A 22783-nucleotide genomic window follows, 5' to 3' on the forward strand; every position below is an offset into this window, starting at 1 on the left:
CCCCGGATGATGCCGGTCTTGACGTTGCCCCTGGCGTGCGGGTCGGCGACCGCACCGCAGGTGGTGGTCCGGTGGTACGCGGTCGCGGCTACCGGACGCGCAGCGGACCCGGCTACCTGCCCAGGGTCACCTTGAGGATCCGCTCGTTGCTGTTGTTGGGAATGCTGTCCTTGTCGCCGCCGGTACTCGTGGTCAACCACAGGTTCCCGTCGAGGGTCGGCTCGACGGTCCGCAGCCGGCTGTACGTGCCGACGAAGTACTGCTGCACGTCGGTGAGGGTGTTCCCACTGATCACCGCCCGGTACATCCGGTTGCCCCGCAGGCAGCCGAGATACAGCACGTCCCGGACGATGGCCAGGCCGCTGCACGACGCCTCCGCCACCGGGTAGGTGCGTACCGGGGCGATGAAGTTCGGGTTGGCGCAGGACCCCACCGTGCCCTCGCAGGCCGGCCACCCGTAGTTGCCGCCCCGGACGATGATGTTGGTCTCGTCCATGACGTTGTTGCCGAACTCCTGCTCGAAGAGCCGGCCCCGGGAGTCGAACGCCAGGCCCTGCGGGTTGCGGTGCCCGTAGCTCCACACCGCGTTGCCGAACGGGTTGTCCGACGGCACGGTGCCGTCGGGGCGTACCCGCAGCACCTTGCCGCCCAGGTCGTTGACGTCCTGGGCGCGGTCCGGGCTCTGCCCGTCGCCGGTGGCGGCGTAGAGCATCCCGTCGGGGCCGAAGCGCAGCCGCCCGCCGTTGTGGTACTTGTTGCGCGGGATGCCGGTGACCAGCACCTGCACCGTGCCGGTCTGCAACGTGCCGTCGTAGCGGATGCGGACGATCCGGTTGTCGGTCGTGGTGGTGTGGTAGATGTACAGCCAGCGGTCGGTGGTGAAACTCGACGACACGGCCAGGCCGAGCACCCCGCCCTCGCCGTTGGTGCCGGCCACGTTGGGCACCGTGCCGATGCTGCGCTTGTTGCTGCCGTCCGGGTTCATCGCGACGACGTCGAACAGGTCGCGCCGGCCGTAGAGCACCGTGCCGTCGGGCAGTTGCACCAGCCCCCACGGCAGGTCCCGCTCGGTGGTGACCACCGTCGTGCCGCAGACCGCGCTGGTGCAGGCCGACCCGGTGCGCACGGTCACCGCGCTGCTCGCCGTGGAGGTGTTGCCCTGCGCGTCCCGGGCGACGACCGTGTACTGGTAATCGGTTGCGGCGGCCAGCCCGGTGTCGGTGAACGAGGTCGCCGGCGGGTTGGCGGCCGTGCCCGTGACCGAGCCGACCGTCACCCCGCCGCGCAGGATGTCGTACCGGGTGACCGCCACGTTGTCGGTGGACGCCGTCCAGGTCAGGGTCACGTCGGTGCCGTTGGCGGTGCCGGCGAGGTTGGTCGGGGTGGTGGGCCGCTGGGTGTCCGACTGGCAGAACGGCGGTGTCACGGAGAGCGTGGCACTGGCCTGCGACACGTTGCCGGCGGCGTCCCGGGCGTTGACGTACCACCCCCAGGTGACGCCCTGGGCGACGGTGAGGGTGGCGGTGAGCGTGTTGCCGGCTACCGAGGTGACCAGCTGGCCGTCGTGGTAGATGTCGTAGTACGCGACGCCGACGTCGTCCCGGGACGCGGACCAGGTGAGCGTGACGGACTGACAGGTCAGCCTGCTGCTGCGCAGGTAGCCCGGCGCGGTGGGCGGCCGGGTGTCGGCGGCGGCCCGGGCGAGGGTCGTCCCGGTCGGCGCGGTCGTCCCGGTCGGCGGGCCGGCGGAGACGGGTGCGCCGGCCAGGATGGTGCAGGCGCTGGTCAACAGGGCCAGGGTGGCATGACGAGGACTGATTCGCACGCGATACGTCCCTTTCTCAGAGCCTGGTCGTGGTCAGTACGGGTAGCCCGGCACGTTGAGCCGCACGCTGTACAGGCCGGAGTCGTTGGTACGGCCCGAGGTGACGAAGAGGGTGCGCCGGTCGGACCCGCCGAACGCCACGTTGGTGGTGCCGCTGGGGCCGGACCGGATCGTGCCGAGCTGGCTGCCCGTGGGCGAGTAGACGTGCACCAGCCCGTCGCCGCCGGACGTCCAGTAGACGTTGCCGGCGCAGTCGATCGTGCCGCCGTCCGGACCCCCGACGTAGTTGACGAACACGCTGCGGGGGCCGGTGCTCCCGTCGGGCTGGACGGCGTACTTGTAGATCTTGTTCTCGCCGTAGGCGCCGACGTAGAGGGTGCCGCCGTCCGGGGAGAGCGCGATGCCGTTGGGCTGGCGCAGCGCGTCGTCGACCAGCGACACCTGGCCGTTCGAGACACGGAAGACGCTGGTCCGCCCGCCCATCTGGTCGGGGCGGTTGCCGCGCTGGAAGTTGGGGTCGGTGAAGTAGACGACGCCGTCGGAGCGGACCGCCACGTCGTTCGGCGAGTTGAACGCCCGCCCCTGGTAGTTGCCGGCGACGACGCCCCGGGCCAGGTTGTCGAGCCGGTAGGTCGAGACGCTGCGCTGGTCGTGCGTGGCGGCCACGAGTTGCTGACCGTCGGGGGTGAGCGCGAGCCCGTTGCTGCCGGCGTTGCCGAGGAAGGTGTCGAAGGTGGCCGGCGGGGTGAACCGCCTGATCGTGGACGGCTGGACCCACTCCGACCCGGTCGCCGCGGCCATGTCGGAGAAGAGCAGGTAGCCCCGGTCGGCGATCCAGACGGGGCCCTCCAGGAAGGCGAAGCCGCCACGGATCTTCGTGGCCGTGACCGAGGTCGACGGCAGCGGCGGGCCGTATCCGGTGCCGGTCGGGCAGACACCGGGCGGTGCGCCGGGTGGGCCGGCGAGGGCGGCGGGCTGACCGGCCGACGGTGCGGGCGCGGTGTCGGGGCCCGCCGGGACGGCGGCGGGCAGGGCGAGCAGGAGGCTGGCCAGCACGGTGGCGGCCGGTTGCAGGACCATCGGGAACTCCGATCGGCGAACGGAGCGGCCGTCGTTGGCGGTCGCGGGGTGGCACCGGCATTGATACACCGGTATCGATGTGTCACGGGCAGCATAAATTAGGAACCACCCCACCGCATGGGTGGCGATCCACCGATCCCGGCAATGATCCGGATTTCTCACTAAGATGCTGGTCAATACCGATGGACCGCCGGGAACTTCCGGACACCGGCCACCGGGCCGGTCCACATGGTGATCGGATCTGGTCGATGGATCTCCCCGCGTCCGTCCGGTCGCTCCGGCGCGGCCCGTCGCCGCAACGGCGGAGACGTTCCGCCGCCGACCATCGTGGACCGGTCGACTGTGGACGCCGATCGGGTCGCGCAAACGCACCGACAGTCCTGATTCGCACTCTCCTGCCGCGTTACCGACAGAGGCGGAATCGACGATGGGAGCGCGCTCATCTACCCTCAGGGCAGATCCGACCCACGTCGTGGGCCGGCACCGGTTCGGCAGCCATGGGTGTCGTGGTCTCCCCGCCAGTATTCACCGACCATGGCCCTGTTCGGAGGGATCGAAGCGTTGACGAGCGACAAGGTGGCGCCGCCGGGCGTCGACACCACCCGGCCCAGCATCGCCCGGGTGTACGACTACTACCTCGGCGGCAAGGACAACTTCGCGGTCGACCGGGAGGCCGCCCAGATGGCGATGCAGGTCACCCCGGACGGTCCGGAGGCCGGGCGGGCCTGCCGGGCCTTCCTGCGCCGGTCGGTCCGCTACCTGGCCGCCGAAGCCGGCATCCGCCAGTTCCTCGACCTCGGCTCCGGCCTGCCCACCCGGGGCAACGTGCACGAGATCGCCCACCAGGTCGACCCGGACGCCCGGGTGGTCTACGTGGACAACGACCCGATGGCCCTCGCCCACGGCCGGGCCCTGCTCGCCGACGCCCGGACCACCACCGTGGTCGGTGCCGACGTCCGGCAGCCGGACGAGCTGCTGGCGGAGATGCGCGACCGCAAGCTGATCGACTTCGACCAGCCGGTCGGGCTGCTGCTCCTGGCGATCCTGCACCACCTGCACGACGACGACGATCCCGCCGGGGTGGCCCGCCGGCTGATCGACGCCCTGCCCACCGGCAGCTACCTGGCCATCTCGCACTTCTACGACCCGGGCGAGACCCAGCCCGAGGTCTCCGCGAAGGCGCGGGCGGTGGAGAAGGTCTTCAACGAGACGCTGGGCACCGGCCGGTGGCGTACCCGCGACGAGATCCTCGGCTTCTTCGGCGACCTGGAGCTGATCCCGCCCGGGCTGGTCCCGCTGGCCGAGTGGCACCCGGACGGCGAGGACGACTCCCGGCAGACCGCCACCTACCACACCATCGTCGGTGGGGTGGCCCGCAAGGTCTGAACGTCGGGCACTGCCGTCGGTGACCTGCCGCCGGCCACACCCGTGGCCGGCGGCCGGCTCCCCGAGCACGCCACCGGCCACGGCCGACGTCAGTAGCAGGTGTTCATCGCCGCCCGCACCTCGGCGAGGGTGGCGTCGGCGACCGCGCGCGCCCGCTCGTTGCCCTCACCCAGGATGGCCCGCAGGTGGGCGCGGTCCTGCCCGTACTCGGCCCGACGGGCCCGGATCGGGGCCAGGTACTCGTTGACCGACTCGGTGACGACCTTCTTGAGCGCCGCCGCCCCCGCCGACCCGATGTCGGCGGCCACCTGCTCCGGGGTACGCCCCTGGCACAGGCCCGCCAGCAGCAGCAGCGACGACACCTCCGGTCGGGTGGCCGGGTCGTAGCTGATGTGCCGCTCCGAGTCGGTCTTGGCCCCCTTGACCAGGCGGGCGGTCTCGTCGGCGGTGGCGGCCAGGGTGATGGCGTTGTTCCGGCTCTTGCTCATCTTGGTGCCGTCCGTGCCGAGCAGCAGCGGAGCACTCGACAACAGCGCGTCGGGCTGGGGGAACACCGCCTTGCCGCAGCCGTACCGGTCGTTGAAACGACGGGCGATCGTCCGGGTGAGTTCGAGGTGCGGAAGCTGGTCCTGGCCGACCGGCACCAGATTCGCCTTGCAGAACAGGATGTCGGCGGCCTGGTGGACGGGATAGGTGAACATCAGGCCGCTGACGGCGGACTGCCGCGAATGCGAGATCTCGTCCTTGACGGTGGGATTGCGGTTGAGTTCCGACACCGAGACGAGGCTGAGAAACGGCAGCATCAACTGGTTGAGCGCCGGCACCGCCCCGTGCGTGAAGATCGTGCTGCGGGCCGGGTCCACCCCGATGGCCAGGTAGTCCAGGACCAGTTCCTCGACGTGCTGGAGCAGATTGTCCGCCACGTCGCGGTCGGTGAGGACCTGGTAGTCCGCGATGACCACGAACAGCTCCACCCCGAGTTCCTGGAGCCGGACCCGGTTGTGCAGCGTGCCGAAGAAGTGACCGAGGTGCAGGCGGCCGGTGGGACGGTCACCGGTGAGCACCCGGAACTGCCCCGGGTCCTTACGGATCAGCTCCTCCAGCGCGGCGCTGCGGGCCTGCGCGGCGGATGTCCCGAGCACGTCGGTCGGCCGGGCTGAGGCAGCGGCACCGGCATCTTCGGTCTGGGGTACGGCGGAATTCACACCATCTCCTGAAGGGTCGGTCTCGACGCCATGATGACACGGACCCCACTTCGGACACCGGCGACGCGATTCCGACCGCGCACCGAATCGGCGGGGACCGGATGACCGTCCGAGGCGTTGACCTGCCACCACTGGACCGGCCCGACGCGGTGGGCGTACCTGAAGGACACCTCGCTGTGCCGGCGGGCGCACGCCGGACGTGGCCGGTCGGCGCGGGCCTGCGGTGCCCCGCGCGGCCCGGTCCGACCCGGGCCGGGCGCGCGGTGCGGAGGTTTCCGGTGGTACGCCGGGCGGGCATGTACTCCCCCACCCTCGGGAGGGAGTGACTCGATGCTGGTGACCGGTTATCTCGGTGCGGTGCTCATCGGTGCCCTCGTCGGCCTGCTCGGTCGGCTGGTGCTGCCCGGCCGGCAACGGATCGGTGTCTTCGCCACCTTCGTCATCGGTGTCGGTGCGGCCGTGCTCGGCACCGTGGTCGCCCGGGCGTTGGGCATCGCCGACGACGCTCCGGTGCAGGTCTGGGTGCTGCGCTGGGACTGGATCGTGCTCGCGCTCCAGGTCGGCTTCGGGGTGGTCGGTGTCGCCGTGGCGAACATGCTCACCTACACGCGGCTCGCCGGTGGCGACGACGACCGCCGGCGACCGACCCGGACCAGGACCCGCACCCGGAGCTGACCGGGTGCGGGTCGGGCGGGGCCACGGCCGGGCGGTACGGAACCGGTGCGTCAGCGGCGGGCCAGCCAGACCGTCCGCCCGGTACGGACGCTGAGGTCGGCACGGGTCGCCAGACCTGCCACGGTCTGCTCCAGCGCGGCGAGGTCCAGGGCGGGGAGCCGCCCTTCCAGCCCGTGGCGCATCCGGCTCAGCGTGGCCTGCGCGTAGCGGGTGGTGGCGGCCGGTACCGGTGGACGCAGGTCGATGTCGAAGTGCCGCTCGGTGACCGAGGTGAATCCGGCCTGCCTCATCCGCTCGCCCCAGTTCTCGTGCATGTGCAGGCCCGCCTCCTGCCGCCGCTTCGCCGCCTCGGCGTGCCAGCGCCGCTCCACCTCCTCGTCCGGGGTGCCGGTGAGGAAGTGCGGGAACGATTCCAGTTCGGCGATCACCAGTAGACCGCCCGGCCGCAACATGCCGTACGCGGACGCGAGCGCGGTCGCCGGATCCTTCATGTGGTGCATCGACGCGGCGGCCCAGATCACCTCGACCGGCCCGAGGTCGGGCCAGGGCTGGTCGAGATCGGCTTCGACGGTGCGGATCCGGTCGCCCAGCCCGGCCGCGTCGGCCCGGTCACGCAGGTGGGACAGCATCTCCGGGGAGAGGTCGACCGCGGTGACGGTGGAGCCGGGCAGCTCCCGCGCGAGGGCGAGGGAGCCGGTGCCGGTGCCGGCACCGAGGTCGACGACGTGGGGTTGCGCGGTGGCCTCGCGGCCGACCCAGCCGATCACGTCGCGGAAATACTCGTGGAGCACCTCCGCGTCCAGGTCGAGCAGCTCGATGAGGTGGTCGTGTGCCATGGGGAAACGGTAGCCCGACCATGCCTCGCTGGCATAGCATCTTGCCCATGAGGCAAGACAAGGACCTGGAGACCCTGGTCCGGCAGCGCATCCGCAGCCTGCGGGTGGCCCGAGGCTGGTCGCTGGACGAGCTGGCCCACCGCTGCCTGATCAGCCCGTCCACGCTCAGCCGGATCGAGACCGGACACCGGCGGGTCGCCCTGGACCAGATCGCCACGATCGCCCGGGTGCTGGGCATCACCCTCGACCGGCTGGTCGAGTCCGACGCCGACGACGACGTCGTGATCCGTCCACACTGCGACGAGGACCGGGGCGTCACCACCTGGCTGCTCTCCCGGGACAGCAACCAGACCGTCGCCAAGCTGCGGATCACCCGGGACGTCCCGACCGACCTGCGGGTGCACCCGGGCCGGGACTGGTTCACCGTGCTCTCCGGCACCATCGAGCTGCGCCTCGGAGACCGGACGATCCTCGTCGGCACGAACGAGGCCGCCGAGTTCTCCACCCTGGTCCCGCACGCGTTCGGCGCGCACGACGGCCCGGCCGAAATCCTCTGCATCCTCGACCACGAGGGCGAGCGCAGCCACCTCGGCCCACACCCGCCGCATCCGGGCCGCCCGGCGGCTAGGCGGTGATCACCGGCCAGGCGTAGGCCAGCAGCGCGCACGCCGCCCCGAGCAGGGCCAGCGAGAACCCCCGGGTGGGGATCGGCAGGGCGGCGAGCACGAGCAGGATGACCGCGATGACATAGAGAAACGCCTGTGCCGACATGACTGTCCCCTCAGGAGGTTGACGAACGGGCGGGATGCTCTCTACCCCGGACAACCCGGTCGGGAAACCAACCCCGGACAGCCCGGTCGGGAAACCCACCCCCGGGCAACCGTCCCGGGTCGACCTGTCCCGCCCTACACCCGTCCGGGGCGGGACGACGACGGATCGTCGTCCCGCCCGGAGGGCGCAACCGGCAGGTGTCAGCAGCCGAGCCGCTTGGTGGACAGGGCGATGTCGTCGATCCACAGGTCGAACGCGCCCGGGGTCGTGCCACCCTGGTAGAGCTGCCAGCCGATCTTCACGGTGTCGACCGTGGGCAACACGAAGGGCACGTCGTTGCCGCCGTGTGCGGTGGTGGAGGCGGTCAGGTCCGGGTTCGCCACGCCGTCGATCCACACGGCGACCCGGTTGTCCGCCGGGTCGAGCTGCCACTCGAAGCACTGCCAGGTGTCCTCGACGACCGGGGCGGACTCCCGCCAGTTGGTCCAGTCGCCGGTCGGGCCACCGTCGGCGCCCACCCCCCAGAAGGTGCCGGGGACGGTCGGCGCGTACTGGCCGCCGACCGGGCGGACGACCTCCGTGCTGCCGGTGCCGGTCGCCTCGACCAGCGTGAAGTGCGCCCAGTCCGGGGCGGTGGGGAAGGCGTCGACCCGCAGCCGCATCCGCCCGTAGAAGCGGTTGCCGGGCGCGGCGAAGTCGTCGACCCGCAGGAAGGCGCGTCCGTTGTCGACCGTGTGCAGGTGCAGCACCTGGTTGCCGCGCCGGGCGCGCTCGACGGTGAGCGTGCCGTGGCGGGTGTCGACGCCCCAGTTCACCGTGCGGGGACCCCCGAGGGGCAGCCGGTCGAAGTCCTCACAGAACAGCAGGCCACGGGGGCACGACCGCTCGGCGGCCGTCGACGGGCCGGCCGGGACACTGCCGGCTGCGGTGCCGAGGATCAGGGCGGCGGTGAACACCGCGAGGAGACTGCGCATGGTCTTTCCTCCATGACGGCCGACCCCCACCACGCGGGCAGGGCTCAGCGGGAAATCCCGGCCGGCCCGAGCACCACCGGCCTCGTCCCGGGCGTCGGACGCCCATGGCGGTCAGAGGTGGGGCGGTCTCGGCGGGTACGGGAAGGCGAGGCGGGGACACCGACGACGGGACACCTGCCCGTCGCCGTTGGTGCTGGCCCGGCGATGCGGCACCCGCGGCTGCCGAACTGGCGCGGTGCCGGCACTGCGCTGCTCCCGTGCTCACCGTTGCCAGCGCGGTTGCCCCCGTGCTGCGGCGATCTGAGCCATTCCAGCACGACCGGATCCGATCAGGCAACATCGACAGACATCAGCACGTCTGGTGGGCCCGGGCGAGCCGGTCGCTCCCGGCCCGCGGAGCCCGGTCGGCACCGCCCCCCACCCGACCGGGTCGCGGCGCACGGCTCCCCAGCTAGCCGACCGCGCCCCGGTCGACCAGGCTGAACGTGGTGCCCACCGGGGCGTCGCCGAGGACCTCCACATAGATCTTCTTCTGGGACGGGCTCCACTGCACCACGCCGTACTGCTCGCTGACGATGGCGTAGGCGAGTCGCCCCTTGTCGTCCTTGCCCTCCCGGGAGATCCCGAAGAGCGTCGCCGCGGTCGGCTCGCAGTCGGTGCCCACCAGGGAGGCGTACCCCTGCGCGTCGAGCTTGACGCCGAGGCAGGGCCGGTGGGCGATCTGCGGGTTCAGCGACCTGATCATGAAGTCGACGCCGACCGGGTCGAGCACGAAACGGGCGTCCGGCGTGGTCCCGTCGCCGACCCCCACCACACCGTCGAACGGCAGCGAGAGGTCACGGTCGATCTCCACCACGTGCAGCAGGATCTGCCGCTGCCCGGCCAGGATGGCCCGGGTACGGTCCGGGGCGGACGGCGACGCGGCGGACGGCGACGCGGGTGGCGTACCCGATCCGGATGCGGTGGTCGTCGGGCCACCCGTCGTCGGCCCACCGGCTGCCGCGCCGGTCGGATCCGGGGTCGACCGGTCGCCGACCAGTCGCGGGCCGAACACCGCGACCGACACCAGCACCGCGACCACCGCGACGGCCGCCCCCACCCCGACCAACAGGCGACGCCGGGACGAGACCCGTCGACCCGCCACGTCCACCCCCGCCGCCGACGGTTCGCCCGAGCCACCCGACGCCGACGCCGGGTCACCCGGGCCGTCGCCGGGGACGCCGGTTGCCGCGACCGGTGCCGGCGACCCGGCCGACGGTCGGTCGGCACCGGCGGAGGACGGCGCGACGGGCAGGGCCGGAACACCCCCCGGGGCCGGAACACCCGCCGGGGCCGGAACACCCGCCGAGGCCGGATCGCCCGCCGGGGCCGGATCGCCCGCCGGGGCCGTGACCGTCAACAGCCCGTCGAGCAGCTCCCGCGCGGTGGGCCGCACGTCGGGGTCCTTCTCCAGCGCCCGGGAGACCAGCTCCCGCAACGGCCCCCGCAGACCGGTCAGGTCCGGCGGTTGGGTGAGGATCCGCATCGCTGTCGCGGTCGCGGAATCACCCCCGAACGGATTCCGGCCCGTCGCGGCGTAGGCGACCACGGCACCCCAGGCGAAGATGTCCGCGGCCGGGCCCACCGCCCGACCGGACGCGGTGTCGAACCGCTCCGGCGCCATGTACGAGACGGTCCCGACCATCTGGTGGGTCCGGGTGTGCTGGCTGGTCGCCTCGAACGCCCGCGCGATCCCGAAGTCGATGACCTTGATCCCGCCGGGTGCCACCAGCACGTTCGCCGGCTTCAGGTCCCGGTGGATCACCCCGGCACCGTGGATCGCGGTGAGCGCGGTGGCCACCCCGACCGCGATGCCGTGCAGTTGCGCCGAGCCCAGCGGCCCACCGTCGCGGATCACCTGGGCCAGGCTGGGGCCCTCGACGTACTCCACCACGAGGTAGGGCGGGTCGTGGTCCGGGTCGGCGTCCAGCACCTCGGCGGTGCAGAACGGCGGGACCTGGCGGGCCCGGTTCACCTCACTGCGGAACCGGCCCCGGAACTCGTCGTCGTGGGACAGCTCCGGACGGACGACCTTCACCGCCACCCGGCGTCCCTGCGGCGACCGGGCCAGGAAGACACTGCCCATGCCCCCCTCACCGAGGCGGTCGAGCAGCTCGTACCCCCCGAGTCGGGCCGGGTCGCCGGGACGCAGCCCGTCGTTCACGTCGGCTGCCCGCAGACCACGACCAGCCCGCGAACCGTTGCGCCACTCACGCGTACCCCTCAGATCACTCGGACACCGTCGGCAGCCTATCGCCCGCCAGCCCGGGACCGCCGGTGCCGTCGGCGGGCCCACCGGCGCGGACGAACACGACGGGCCCCGCCGGGATGACCGGCGGGGCCCTCTTCGTGGTCACCCGGATCGTGGCGGACGACCAGACTGCTGCGCCGCTTCCTGTGAGGTGCCCAGGGACGGCCGGGAGGGGGTCAGTTGCAGGTGGTGCCGTTGAGCTTGAAGGGTGCCGGCACGGTGGGGGACCCGCTGGCGGTGAAGCCGAAGCTGACCGCCCCGTTGGTCGGGATGCTGGCGTTGTGGCTCTCGTTGCCCACCGTGACCGCAGCGCCGGTCTGCTGGAGGACGCCGTTCCAGTAGCCCTGGACCAGCTGGCTGCCGGGGAAGGTCCAGCCGAGCGACCACCCGTTGACGGCCGGGCCGTCGTTGTAGACGGTGACGCTGACGTTGAAGCCGGCGTTCCAGGAGTTGGTCACCACGTACGACACCCGGCAGGTGCTCGCGAGGGCGGTGGCCGGCCGGATGTCGCCGTAGTCGTCCCGGGCGGTGGCGAAGTCCTGGAAGCCGAAGCCGGGACCGGCCGACCGGGTGGTGGTGCCGGCCGCGAGGACGGTGCCGTTGGCGTTGACCGAGTAGACCGGCCCACCGCTGTCGCCGCCCCGGGCCGACTCGTCGCCGTCGAGCTGGGTGGCCTCGACCAGGTCCTCGATGTCGTCGTAGTGGAAGTCGACCCGCAGGTTGCAGACCGGGCCGCCGATCTCACCGGCCGAGGTGTAACCCGACTGGCAGAGCAGCTGACCGGGGAAGACCTGGGTCCAGCCGGTCACCTGGGCGCGTACCTCGTCGTTCTGCCCACCGACATAGATGTGGCTGCCCGGCGACGAGGTCGACACCAGCATGGTGTCGTGGTCGTCGTTGCTGGCGACCGAGTAGCCGATCAACGTGCCGGTGTTGGTGTTGGTGTTCCAGCCGACGTGCCAGGGCTGACCGATGGGGCCGCAGTGTTCCGCGGTGAGCAGGTAGCCCACGTTGGTCGTGTAGTTGCGGACACCGAAGCCGGCGGTGCAGGCGTACGTGGTCAGGCCGATGCCGATTCCGCCGTCGTACGGCGCGGAGTCGTTGTAACGGGACCGCTCGACCATCCGCTCCCGGACGACCGTCCGGGTGCTGACCCCGGTCGCCGGCAGCTTCGGCTGCTTCGCGCCGGCCTTCGGGTCGACGGCGACCTCGATGCCGGAACCGTCGGTACGGAGCCGGACGGCGTGCGCGGCGTCCTTCGGGTCGGCGTCCACCACGGGGGTGAGCTTCGCCGCCGCCTTCTTCAACTCGGTACGGGAGTACGTGGCCGCGACCACCTCGACCGGGGCGGTGCGGCGAGCGGTCGTCACCGCCGTCGCGACGTCCTTGGGCAGGGTGCCCTTCCACCAGAGCGTGACATGGTCGTCCACCAGCCCGATGCCGGCGTAGCCGCGCGGGGTGCCGGCGTCGACGGCGGTGCGGATGACGTTGGCGGCGTCGACGAGCGGGGTCTGGGCGATCATCCGGTCCCGGGTCTGCGCCGGGATCAGGTCGAGCAGGGAGCGGCCGTTCTCGGACGTCGGCGTCGTCGCCGACGTGCCGAACGGCTGGCTGGGCGCGGCCTGCGAGGCCGCCGTCAGTGGGCCGACCAGCACCGTGGTGCCGAGCAGCACACCGGCGACCACCGAGCGGGGGGTCGCTTTCCAGGTTTGCGTCATGACCAAGAGTCAAGTGACTCCGCCGCCCCGGGAACATGCAGAAGCATCGGCAAGAATCGGCCACGACGGTGGCGTCGCCCACACCCTGGTCGACCACGACGCCCGGTCGCCGCAGGCCGGCCCACGCCGACCGGGTCCGGAGCTGGTGGCTGCGGCCCCGGTCGGCGTGGGTGGTGTGCCCGCCGTCAGGCGGTGGTGCGGGAGATCAGGCGGTGGTGCAGGAGATGTTGCCGGGCGCGGTGCTGCTGCTGCCGTTGGCCAGGAAACCGAGGGTGGTCGAGGCGTTCGGGCCGAGGGCGCCGTTGTAGGAGGCGTTGCGGATGCTCACCGCGCCGCTGTTGCCGGTGTTGGTGCCGTTCCAGACGTTGACGATGGTCTGTCCGCTGGCCATCGTCAGCTGCACCGTCCAGCCGCTGATGGCGGCGGAGCCGTTGGTCACGATGATCTCGGCCTGGAAGCCACCGTTCCAACTGCTGACCGTGCGGTACGTCGCGGCGCAGCCACCCGGCTGCCCGGTGGGCGGCGGCGTGGTCGGCGGAGCGCTGGTCGGCGGGGTGGTCGGTGGCGTGGTGGGCGGGGTGGTCGGCGGAGCGCTGGTCGGCGGGGTGGTGGGCGGCGGGGTGGTCGTCCCCGGCACCGTGGTGGAGGCCGCGTTGAGGGCGTTGAGGACGGAGGTGTACGCCGGCTTGGGGTTGCTGTTGCGGTCGAACAGCAGCGGGTTCTCGTTGCCCCGCCAGGAGTCGCTGTCCCGGATGCCCCAGGTGGTGATGCCGACGCAGCGCGGGACGTTCATGCAGGCCTGGGTCATGCCCTGGTACTGGCTGGTCGAGGCGTTGGTGACGTCGACCTCGGTCAGCGCCACGTCCACCCCGAGGGCGGCGAAGCTGGACAGCGTCTGCTGGAAGTTGCCCGGCAGCGAGCTGCCCCCGGTGAAGTGGGTCTGCAGACCGACGCAGTCGATCGGCACGCCGCGCGCCTTGAAGTCCTTGATCAGGTTGTAGACGCCCTGCGTCTTGGCGTACGTCCAGTTCTCGATGTTGTAGTCGTTGTAGCAGAGCTTCACCGACGGGTCGGCGGCCCGCGCGGTGCGGAACGCCACCTCGATCCAGTCGTTGCCGGTGGACTGGAGGTTCGACGACCGTCGGCTGCCGTTCTCGGCGTACGCCTCGTTCACCACGTCCCAGGCGTAGAGCTTGCCCTTGTAGTGGGCCATCACGCCGTTGATGTGGCTGATCATCGCCTGCCGCAGCGCGCTGCCGCTCAGGCTGCCCCAGAACCTCGGCTGCTGGGCGTGCCAGGCCAGGGTGTGGCCCCGGAACCGCATGCCGCGCTGGGTGGCCCAGTTGTAGATCGCGTCACCCCTGCTGAAGTCGAACTGCCCGGGGTTGGGTTCGGTCGCGTCGGGCTTCATCTCGTTGACGGCCGTCATCATGTCGAACTCGCGGCTGGCGATGTTGAGGAAGCCGGAGTCGTTGAGCCGGTCCGCCCCCATGGCCGCACCGAAGTACCGGCCGCTGCGCTCGGCGGCGGCCTTCAGCGTGGTCCCGGGCGGCCCGCTGAGGTCGGCCTGGGCGGTGGTGGCCACGACCATCGAGGTCACGGTGATCGCCAGGGCGCAGGCCCCGCCCAGCAGCAGCCTGACGCTGCTCCTGGTAAGGCGTTTCGATGGAGCGGGTACGTCGTTCATCTGTGCGTTTCCTCTCGGTGTTCTGTCTGGTCCGTCGCCGCACCAGCACGGAACCGGCCGATCGTTGTGGGGTCGACGACCGGAGCACCGCACTCGCCGCGCGGGACCAGCACGACACAGGGGACGCCGGGCCGGCACTCACCCGGCCGCGTCCTCATCGGTGACCACCGGCCGGCTGCCCGGTCCGCCCGGTGGATCGCGAACACTCCGCGTCGTACGCCCGTGCGGGGTGACGCTGCCCTGCGGTGATGTTATATCGAATGCATTCGATCTGCGACAGGTGTCGGGCGGGTCCTGGCGACCCGACACCCTGCGCCACCGCCCGACCACCCGGAGACGTCGCCCTCAGCGGGCACGGACCCGCCGGGTGGCCAGCTCGGTGCGGTTACGGACCCCGAGTTTGCGGAAGATGTTGCCGAGGTGGAACTCGATCGTCTTGACCGACAGGAAGAGCCGTTGGGCCGCCTCCCGGTTGCTGAGCCCGTTGGCGATCGCGGTGGCGACCCGGGCCTCCGCCTCGGTCAACGTCGGCCCGCCCGGGGGCGCCCCGAACACCGGCCCGACGACCGGGGAGAGGTCCACCCCCGACGGGCCCGCGACGGGTGCGCCGCCGAGCGCCCGGAGATCCCGCATCACCAGCGTCAGCATCCCGGCGGCACCCGTGCGGGCGTAACCCGCGCACGCCTGCTCCAACAACCGGGCCGCCTCGCCCCGCCGGCCGGCCCGACCGTGGTGCGTGCCGAGCAGCCAGGCCAGCCGGGCGGCCAGCAGCTGCTCGGTGGGTCGGGTCAGCAGGTCGAGCGCAGCCGTGAGCGCCGCCGTCGTCCCGACCGCGTCCGGGTCGAGGATCCAGGCCCGCCAGGCCGGCAGCACCGGCCCACCCGGCCAGGAGACGGGCGGGTCGTCGACCCCGGCGAGCAGTTCACCGGCCACCCCGGGTCGGCCGGCCAGGGCGTGATGGGTGGCCAGCTCCCAGCGGTGCTCGTACTGCAGGCCGGCGGTCGCGCCGACGTCGGTGGCCACCACGAGTTCGAGCAGCCCGGCCCAGGTCTCCCGGTCACCCCGGGCGAACGCCAGCGCGGCCGTGCACTCGGGCAGGTGGTGGGCGACCCACGCCGACCCGACCCGCGCGGCCAGCTCGCGGGCCTGGTCCAGGTGGACGGCGGCATCGTCCAGGTCACCACGCAGCGCGTCGCACTTGGCCAGCCAGGAGGTCACCTCGGCCTGCACGTCGAGGCTGCCGCACTGCCCGGCCAACCGGGCCGCCTCCCGCAGCTCGGCCTGGCCCCGGACGAGGTTGCCGGCCCAGGCGTCGCCCACCCCGATCAGCGCGAGCATCCGGGCCCGGTCCACCGGCGTCAGGTCCAGGTCGGCCAGCAGCGGGGCGAACCGCCGCGCCTCGTGCGGACGCATCAGGGTCATCACCGCGGTCAGCGCACACTCGACCAGCACCGGGTCGTCACCGAAGGCGTGCCGGTCGAAGATCCGTACGGCGGCGTCGAGGTGCTCCGGGCCCTCGGCGAGGCCGGCCCGGGTCGCCGCCGTCCCCGCCAGGGTGCGGTAGATCAGCTCGGTCCGCGCCGAACCGCTCACCTCGTGGGCCCGCCGCACCCGGTCCAGCAACGCCAGCAACCGGTCGCGGTCGGCGGTGCGGGACAGCGCGAGGAACGCCTGGAACACCAGGCGCGCGGACTGATCCGGGTCGGCACGGTCGGCCGCCGACAGCAGGCGCTCGGCCGTGATCTCGGTGGACACCGGCCGAGCGTAGAACCCGGGACCAACCCTGGGGATTTCCCTGGTGCCCAGCTCACCCCGGTCGGCACAGACTGCTCGCACCAGCCGGTCCAGCCGGCCGGCCGGCGTTGCGAACCAGATAGAGGTAACACCATGAAGCGCAGGACCGTACAGATCGACACCATTCCCGCCGACGGGGTGGAGCTGGCCGACGAGCAGCTCGCCGGGATGCTCGGTGGGCTGCCGCGCAACGGCGCGGGCTCGTCGAAGACCATCGACGACATCCCCGGCGGGGGTCGACCGGACACCGACACCGACTTCTGATCCGTCACCGTCGGCGATCCGGCCCACCCCCGGGTGGCCGGACCGTCGGCGGGCCCCCGCCCGGAGCACCCATGATCCTCATCCTGACCGCCCCCGACGACGTGCACGCCGACGCGGCCGAGGTGGAGCTGGGCCGGCGCGGCGTCCACTGGGTCCGCTTCGACCCGGCCGACGTGCCGTCCCGCGCATCGCTGTCGGTGACCATCCGGGACGGTCGGCTGACCCGCACCCTGGTCCGGCACGCCGACCCGCTCGGGACCGGTGACCGGGTCCTCGACCTCGACACGGTGACCGCCGTCTGGTTCCGCCGCCCCGGCATCCCGGTCGCCCCGGCCCACCTGGGCGAACCCCACGCCGGTTTCGTGGTCGAGGAGAGCCGGCAGTTCGTCGGCGACGTCTGGGAGACCCTCGACGTGCCGGCGCTGCCCGCCGCCCGGCCGGTGGTGCTGCGGGCCCAGCAGAAGGTCCGCCAGCTCCAGCTCGCCCTGCGCCTCGGTTTCGACGTGCCGGCCACCGCCGTCGGCAACGACCCCGGGGCCGTGCTCGACCTGTTCGACCACACCGGCGGTCGGATGATCACCAAGCAGGTCGGGCTGACCAGCCTCCGCGACGAACTGATGCGCTTCACCGAACCGGTCACCCACCGCGACGTCGGCCACGTCGACGGGGTACGCCACTGCCCCCTCATCACGCAGGAACGGGTGCCCAAGCGGGTCGAGCTGCGGGTCACCGTCGTCGGCGACCGGGTGTTCACCGCCGCCATCGACTCCCAGCGGTCCAACCACGCCCGACACGACTGGCGTCGCCAGGACGACCGGAACACCCCCCTGAGCCGCTACGACCTGCCCGCCGACGTCGCCGCCCGGTGCGTGGCGCTGACCCGCGCGCTCGGCCTGCGCTACAGCGCCCTCGACCTGATCGTCACCCCTGACGGCCGGTACGTCTACCTCGAGATCAACCCCAGCGGCCAGTACCTGTGGGTGGAGGAGGAGACCGGGCTGCCCATCACCGCCGCCGTGGTCGACCTGCTCACCACGCCCGCCCCCACCCCCGGAGCCACCACATGACCACCCTGGACCCGGCCCTGCTCGACGCGGCCCTCACCCTGGTGCGGGAGCTGACCGTCGACCGGGCCGGCCTGCCCGAGGCCCGCCGACGCCTCACCCCGCTGCGGGAGCGCTGGCCCGGGGCCGATCCGGCGATCGTGCGGGACGAGGAGGTCGCCGACGGCTCCGTCTCCTTCGACGTGCTGCTGCGCGAACCCGCCGGCACGGTCTCCGTGGCGTACAGCCCGACGCCGGCCCTGCCGTGGCCGCTTCGTGGGGCGGTCCGGCACTCCGACCACCAGCTCGCCCGGGTCGGCACCCGGACGCTGCGGGTGGGCGAGGCGCTCACCGCCCTCGACTTCCTCTGGTACGACCACGACGTGCTCGCCCGGCTGGTCGACACCGGCCTGGTCGCCGAGGAGCTGGAGCAGCACCCGGTCGAGGTCGACGACGGCGAACTACAGGCGGCGGCCGACGCGTACCGCCGGGCCAAGGGGCTGCTCGATGCCGAGTCGACCGCCCGGTGGCTGGCCGAGCGGGGGCTCTCCGCCGAGGACTTCGCCGACCTGGTCGCGCACACCGTGGCGGTCGCCCGGCTGCGGGCCCGGGTGGTGGGTGACCGGCTGCCGGAGTGGTTCGCCGCGCACCGGTCCACGTTCGACCGGCTCCTGATCGCCTGGACCGCCGAGGGGACGCCCCCCACCGACCGCGCGACGGCGCTCGCGACGGTGGCCGCCGCCGTCCGCGCCGGCCGGGCCGCCGGCGTCCTGCGGCCGGTGGCGGTCGCGGCCCCGGCGGAGCTGCGCGACGCCACCGGGCCGGTGCCGACCACGATCGCGGGGACCGCGGTGACGGCGGTGGTGGTCGACCGCGAGCCGGCCGTCCTCGACGACGACACCCGGGCGCTGGTCGAGCGGGCCATGTTCGACGAGTGGCTGGCGCAGCGCCGGGCCGACACCGACGTCGAGTGGTTCTGGTTGCCCCGGGACCGGACGACCCGGGTCCGGTGACCGGGCCGCGCCGGGTGCCGGTGGTGCTCCAGGTCGCCGCCACCGACTGTGGGCCCAGTGCGCTCGCCATGCTGCTCGCCGCCTGCGGTCGGGCGGTCCCGGCGTCGTACCTGCGGGCCCGGCTCGACGTAGGCCGGGACGGCCTGAGCCTGCGTGACCTGCGCGACGCGGCGCAGGAGCACGGGCTGCGCTGCCGGGCGATCGCCCTGCCCGCACTGCGCCGGGACGCCACCCGGCTGCGGGAACTGGCGATGCCCCTGCTGGCGCACTGGAACGGCGACCACTACCTGGTGGTGGAGCGGGTGGGCCGGCGCGGCATCGACGTCGTCGACCCGGCCGTGGGTCGGCGGCGGCTGTCACCCGCCCAGTTCTCCGCCGGGACCACCGGAGTGGTGCTGCTGGCCGCACCCGACGGGCCCGCCCCGCCGGTCCCACCGGCCCCGTCACCGGTACGCGACCTGCTGGTGCCGGTGCTGCGTCGGCACACCGGCCTGCTCGCGCTGCTGGCGGCGACCTCGGTGCTGCTCACCGCGACCGGCCTGGCCGTACCGTGGGCGACCGCCGCGCTCATCGACGCCGTCGTGCCCCCGGCGGCGTCCTGGCTCGTCGCCGTCGCCGCGCTGGCCGTGCTCACCGGGGCGTTGTCCCTGGCCCGGGGGCTGACCGTGACCGGCCTGCAACGGCGCATCGGCAGCCGGCTCGGCACCGAGACGGTGCACCGGCTGTTCGCGGTGGTCTACCGGTACTTCCACCGCCGGTCGGCCGGTGACCTGGTCGACCGGGTCCGGGCGGTGGCCGGTGTCCGGGACCTGTTGGCGTCGGCGCTGGTGGCGACCGCGCTCGACGGGTTGCTGGTGGTCGGCTACCTGACCGTGGTGACGGTGCTGGCACCGGTGCTGGGGCTGGTGGCCGCCGCCGTGATCGCCGTCCAGGCGGGTACCGCGTTGTGGGTGGGCCGCCGCTCCGGTGCCCTGCAACGGGAGGAGCTGCTCGCCTCCGGTGAGGAGGCGGCCCGGCTGGCCGACGCGGTGCAGGGCATGGCGGCGATCCGGGTCGCCGGGGCCCAGCAGCGGGTACGGCAGCGCTGGCAGGAGTCGTTCGACCGGGGCGTGTGGGCGGCGCACCGGCTGGCCCGGTTGTCGGCGGTCGCGGATGCGCTGCTCGCCGCTTGGTCGATGGCGAGCCCGGTGCTCATGCTCCTGGTGGCGGTCGGGCAGGCCGATTCGCCGGGTCGGGCGGCCGGGCTGTCCGCGCTCGCGGTCGCCGCGATCACCCCGGCGGTCGCGCTGGCCCAGCGGTTGCCGTCGTTCACCCTGCTCGCGCCCACCATGGACCGGCTGGCCGACATCGCGGACGCACCGCTGGAGCAACCCGTTCCCGGCGTACCCGCACCCAGGCTGACCGGCCTGGTCACCCTCGACGGGGTGAGTTTTCGGTACGACCGGCGGTCGCCCTGGGCGTTGCGCGACGTCACCGCCGTGATCCCGCCCGGCAGCAAGGTGGCGGTGGTGGGCGGTTCGGGCAGCGGCAAGAGCACCCTGGTCGGCCTGCTGACCGGCCTGTACGCCCCGACCGGGGGGTGCATCCGCGTCGACGGCCACGATCTGGCCACGCTGGACCTGTCCTCGGTGCGCCGGCAGATCGGGGTGGTCCTGCAGGGGACCTACCTCGGCGCGGGCACCCTGCGTGAGGCGTTGACGCTGTCCCGCCCGGACGCCTCCGACGCCGCCGTCGCCCGGGCGCTGCGGCTCGCCGCGCTGCACGAGGACGTGGCGGCCCTGCCGATGGGGTTGCACACCCACCTCGGCGACGGTGGCGTCGGCCTGTCCGGCGGGCAACGTCAGCGGGTCGCGCTGGCCCGCGCGCTGCTGGCCGACCCGGCCCTGCTCATCCTGGACGAGGCGACCAGCGCGCTGGACGCGGTGACCGAGGCGGCCGTCGAGGCGAGCCTGCGCACGCTGCCGATGACCCGACTGGTCATCGCACACCGGTTGTCGACGGTCGCGGACGCCGACCTGGTGCTGGTGCTCGACCGGGGGCGGTTGGTGGAGAGCGGACCGCCCCGGGTGCTGCTGACCGCCGGTGGGCCGTTCGCCCGGCTGGCCGGGGTACCCGGTGCCGTCGGGTCGTGGCCCGATCCGGTCCGTTGAGCCGGTCACGGCGCGTGCGGGACGGCGGCGAACTCGACGAGGTCGAGGCGGCCGTGGGTGGACGCATAGCGGGTGAGTGAGGTGTTGGCGACCGGGGTGGTGGCGAGGACCGCGTCGAGGTCGGCGAACGACAACCCCTCCAGGACGTGCCGGGCGGCGACGACCACGGCGTCGTGGGCCACCACCCACACCCGGCGGCCGGCGTGCCGGCGGTGCAGGTCGGCCAGGGCGGCGCGGACGCGGGCGGCGACGTCGTCGAACGTCTCACCGCCGGGTGGCCGGTAGGCATGGAGGCCGTCGGCGGCGAGCCGGGCCGCCTCGGCGGGGAACCGTTCGGCGATCATCAGCGGGGTCAGCAGTTCCAGCTCCCCCATGAGCCGGTCGACCAGCCGCCCGTCGAGGTCGACCGGGGCCGGGGTGACGCCGAGGGCCGCGGCAGTGTCCGCCACCCGCGCCCAGGTCTGCCGGGCCCGCCGGTACGGGGAGCAGACGACGTGGTCGGGATGCTGGTCGGCGGGTTGCGCCGCGAGCCAGCGGCCGAGCCGGGTGGCCTGTCGCCGGCCCAGTGGTGACAGCGGGACGTCGGCGTCGCGTCCGGTGAGCCCGTGGGTGGCGACGCCCCGCGCGTGGGCCTCGGCGAACGCGACGTTGGCGACGCTCTGCCCGTGCCGGACGATGGTCAACTCCGCGACGGTGTCCACCGTTCCACTGTCCGGCAGCAGCCGGCGCGGGGCGACCCCGGGCGGCGGGATGCTGCCGGGAACGACGGCGGTACCCGGCAGCGCGCCGGCCTCGACGCCCCGACCGAACACGTTTCCGAAAGTTTCCGAAAGTCGTTGACGCGTTCGAAACGCCGCTGCAATACTCCGATTCACAGCGACATCAACGCATCTCGATAGAACCCCGCATCCCCAGGCAGCACCGCCCCCAGGAGGACCTGCGCATGATCTCCAGCACCGGTGACTCCGGTTACCCGTCCCGCTCCCGAGCCTCCCGCCTGACCGTCCGGCTGGCGGTGCTCGCCACCACCGTGGCGCTGGGCGCCGTCGGCGTCGCGGTCTCCGCCACCCCGTCCAGCGCCGCCGCCTGCAACGGCTACGTCGGCCTCACCTTCGACGACGGACCGACCGGCAGCACCGGCGCGCTGCTGAACGTGCTGCGCGCCAACAACGTCCGGGCGACCATGTTCAACGTCGGGCAGAACGTGCAGGGCAACCCGTCCGCCGCCCGGGCCCAGGTCGACGCCGGCATGTGGATCGGCAACCACAGCTGGAACCACGCGCACATGACCTCGATGGGTCAGAGCCAGATGCAGTCCGACCTCTCCCAGACCAACTCGGCGATCCAGTCGGCGACCGGCGTACGGCCGCAACTGTTCCGCCCGCCCTACGGCGAGACCAACTCGACCCTCCAGTCGGTCGCCTCGTCGCTCGGCATGCGCCAGGTGATCTGGGACGTCGACTCCCAGGACTGGAACGGCGCGAGCGTCAGCCAGATCGTCTCCAACGCCGGCCGGCTCCAGAACGGCCAGGTGATCCTGATGCACGACGGCATCCAGAACACCCGCGACGCGATTCCGCAGATCATGGCCAACCTGAACAGCCGTGGCCTCTGCCCGGGCATGATCTCGCCGAGCACCGGCCGGGCGGTGGCCCCGGACGGCACCCCGCCGACCAACCCCCCGACCACCCCGCCCACCGGCACGCCGACCACCCCGCCGGCCGGTGGGACGTGCACCGCGACGGCGACGTACCCGAACGTGTGGGGCGACCGGTACAACACCTCGGTGACGGTCCAGGGCGGCAGCAACTGGACGGTGGTGGTGGCGCTGACCGCGCCGCAGAAGGTCAACACCACCTGGAACGGCACGCCCAGCTGGGACAGCTCCGGTTACGTGATGACGATGCGGTCCAACGGCAGCGGCAACACCTTCGGCTTCACCACGATGATGAACGGCAACAGCGGCGCGCGGCCACAGATCCGCTCCTGCACCACGGGCTGACCGGCACGCCGCTGTCGAGTCACCGGCCCGGGGCGCCGCGCTCGGACCCCGTCCCGACCACCGGCCCTCC

19 protein-coding genes are annotated in these 22783 nt (G+C 72.8%); 8 read left to right on the forward strand and 11 right to left on the reverse strand.

Features of this window, described 5'->3' with window-relative positions:
- Window positions 1-112: 112 nt before the first annotated feature.
- A complete protein-coding gene (locus AB0K25_RS00115) occupies window positions 113-1825 on the reverse strand; it encodes a PQQ-dependent sugar dehydrogenase (RefSeq protein WP_219465190.1) in 1713 nt (570 codons plus the stop codon).
- Window positions 1826-1858: 33 nt separating this feature from the next.
- Complete coding sequence (locus AB0K25_RS00120) at window positions 1859-2905, reverse strand: SMP-30/gluconolactonase/LRE family protein (protein ID WP_357538240.1); 1047 nt, start codon at window positions 2903-2905, stop codon at window positions 1859-1861.
- A gap of 534 nt (window positions 2906-3439) precedes the next feature.
- Between AB0K25_RS00120 and AB0K25_RS00125 the strand changes: the two genes are divergently transcribed.
- The gene (locus tag AB0K25_RS00125; protein ID WP_255597780.1) at window positions 3440-4291 is read left to right on the forward strand and encodes an SAM-dependent methyltransferase; all 852 of its coding nucleotides are present in this window, start codon (window positions 3440-3442) and stop codon (window positions 4289-4291) included.
- 89 nt (window positions 4292-4380) lie between these two features.
- Here AB0K25_RS00125 and trpS read toward each other — a convergent pair whose 3' ends face one another.
- Window positions 4381-5433 carry a tryptophan--tRNA ligase gene (gene trpS / locus AB0K25_RS00130; RefSeq protein ID WP_357538292.1) on the reverse strand — a complete coding sequence of 351 codons (1053 nt, stop codon included), beginning with the start codon at window positions 5431-5433 and terminating at the stop codon, window positions 4381-4383.
- 393 nt (window positions 5434-5826) lie between these two features.
- On the opposite strand from trpS, the gene AB0K25_RS00135 reads away from it, so the two are divergent.
- Entirely contained in the window at window positions 5827-6171 is a 345-nt protein-coding gene (locus tag AB0K25_RS00135; protein WP_244251530.1) for a GlsB/YeaQ/YmgE family stress response membrane protein, read from the forward strand.
- Window positions 6172-6221: 50 nt separating this feature from the next.
- Here AB0K25_RS00135 and AB0K25_RS00140 read toward each other — a convergent pair whose 3' ends face one another.
- Window positions 6222-7007 (reverse strand): class I SAM-dependent methyltransferase, encoded by a 786-nt coding sequence (locus AB0K25_RS00140; RefSeq protein ID WP_363817253.1) that lies wholly within the window; start codon window positions 7005-7007, stop codon window positions 6222-6224.
- A 47-nt stretch (window positions 7008-7054) separates the two neighbouring features.
- Here AB0K25_RS00140 and AB0K25_RS00145 point away from each other — a divergent pair, with 47 nt between their 5' ends.
- The gene (locus tag AB0K25_RS00145; RefSeq protein WP_363817256.1) at window positions 7055-7642 is read left to right on the forward strand and encodes a helix-turn-helix transcriptional regulator; all 588 of its coding nucleotides are present in this window, start codon (window positions 7055-7057) and stop codon (window positions 7640-7642) included.
- On the opposite strand, the gene AB0K25_RS00150 is transcribed toward AB0K25_RS00145, so the two are convergent.
- The 6 genes from AB0K25_RS00150 to AB0K25_RS00175 form a co-directional block, all read right to left on the reverse strand.
- On the reverse strand, window positions 7632-7778 hold the full coding sequence (locus AB0K25_RS00150) for a hypothetical protein (protein WP_219465202.1): 147 nt from the start codon (window positions 7776-7778) through the stop codon (window positions 7632-7634). The two genes, AB0K25_RS00145 and AB0K25_RS00150, sit on opposite strands and share 11 nt — an antisense overlap.
- Before the next feature lie 200 nt (window positions 7779-7978).
- Window positions 7979-8752 (reverse strand): hypothetical protein, encoded by a 774-nt coding sequence (locus tag AB0K25_RS00155; protein WP_357023216.1) that lies wholly within the window; start codon window positions 8750-8752, stop codon window positions 7979-7981.
- A gap of 451 nt (window positions 8753-9203) precedes the next feature.
- The gene (locus tag AB0K25_RS00160; RefSeq protein ID WP_357538249.1) at window positions 9204-10955 is read right to left on the reverse strand and encodes a protein kinase; all 1752 of its coding nucleotides are present in this window, start codon (window positions 10953-10955) and stop codon (window positions 9204-9206) included.
- A gap of 263 nt (window positions 10956-11218) precedes the next feature.
- The gene (locus AB0K25_RS00165; RefSeq protein ID WP_357538251.1) at window positions 11219-12760 is read right to left on the reverse strand and encodes a cellulose binding domain-containing protein; all 1542 of its coding nucleotides are present in this window, start codon (window positions 12758-12760) and stop codon (window positions 11219-11221) included.
- Between the two features lie 205 nt (window positions 12761-12965).
- The gene (locus AB0K25_RS00170) at window positions 12966-14447 is read right to left on the reverse strand and encodes an endo-1,4-beta-xylanase (protein ID WP_363817261.1); all 1482 of its coding nucleotides are present in this window, start codon (window positions 14445-14447) and stop codon (window positions 12966-12968) included.
- A gap of 345 nt (window positions 14448-14792) precedes the next feature.
- Window positions 14793-16202 carry a helix-turn-helix transcriptional regulator gene (locus tag AB0K25_RS00175; RefSeq protein WP_208564973.1) on the reverse strand — a complete coding sequence of 470 codons (1410 nt, stop codon included), beginning with the start codon at window positions 16200-16202 and terminating at the stop codon, window positions 14793-14795.
- Window positions 16203-16334: 132 nt separating this feature from the next.
- On the opposite strand from AB0K25_RS00175, the gene AB0K25_RS00180 reads away from it, so the two are divergent.
- The 4 genes from AB0K25_RS00180 to AB0K25_RS00195 all read left to right on the forward strand — a co-directional run bounded on the left by AB0K25_RS00180 (window position 16335) and on the right by AB0K25_RS00195 (window position 20711).
- Entirely contained in the window at window positions 16335-16505 is a 171-nt protein-coding gene (locus AB0K25_RS00180; RefSeq protein ID WP_208564974.1) for a putative ATP-grasp target RiPP, read from the forward strand.
- Between the two features lie 71 nt (window positions 16506-16576).
- Window positions 16577-17572, forward strand: coding sequence for an MvdC/MvdD family ATP grasp protein (locus tag AB0K25_RS00185; RefSeq protein WP_219465207.1), 996 nt, complete (start codon window positions 16577-16579; stop codon window positions 17570-17572).
- Window positions 17569-18561 (forward strand): TIGR04500 family putative peptide maturation system protein, encoded by a 993-nt coding sequence (locus AB0K25_RS00190; protein ID WP_219465208.1) that lies wholly within the window; start codon window positions 17569-17571, stop codon window positions 18559-18561. The genes AB0K25_RS00185 and AB0K25_RS00190 overlap by 4 nt, the downstream gene beginning before the upstream one ends.
- The gene (locus AB0K25_RS00195) at window positions 18558-20711 is read left to right on the forward strand and encodes a peptidase domain-containing ABC transporter (protein ID WP_363817266.1); all 2154 of its coding nucleotides are present in this window, start codon (window positions 18558-18560) and stop codon (window positions 20709-20711) included. Before AB0K25_RS00190 ends, AB0K25_RS00195 begins: the two co-directional genes overlap by 4 nt.
- A gap of 5 nt (window positions 20712-20716) precedes the next feature.
- On the opposite strand, the gene AB0K25_RS00200 is transcribed toward AB0K25_RS00195, so the two are convergent.
- Window positions 20717-21412 carry a histidine phosphatase family protein gene (locus tag AB0K25_RS00200; protein ID WP_219470454.1) on the reverse strand — a complete coding sequence of 232 codons (696 nt, stop codon included), beginning with the start codon at window positions 21410-21412 and terminating at the stop codon, window positions 20717-20719.
- Between the two features lie 242 nt (window positions 21413-21654).
- Here AB0K25_RS00200 and AB0K25_RS00205 point away from each other — a divergent pair, with 242 nt between their 5' ends.
- Complete coding sequence (locus AB0K25_RS00205; RefSeq protein WP_357538260.1) at window positions 21655-22713, forward strand: polysaccharide deacetylase family protein; 1059 nt, start codon at window positions 21655-21657, stop codon at window positions 22711-22713.
- Window positions 22714-22783 lie beyond the last annotated feature (70 nt).

Source organism: Micromonospora sp. NPDC049257, assembly GCF_040678915.1.
GTDB lineage: Bacteria > Actinomycetota > Actinomycetes > Mycobacteriales > Micromonosporaceae > Micromonospora > Micromonospora antibiotica.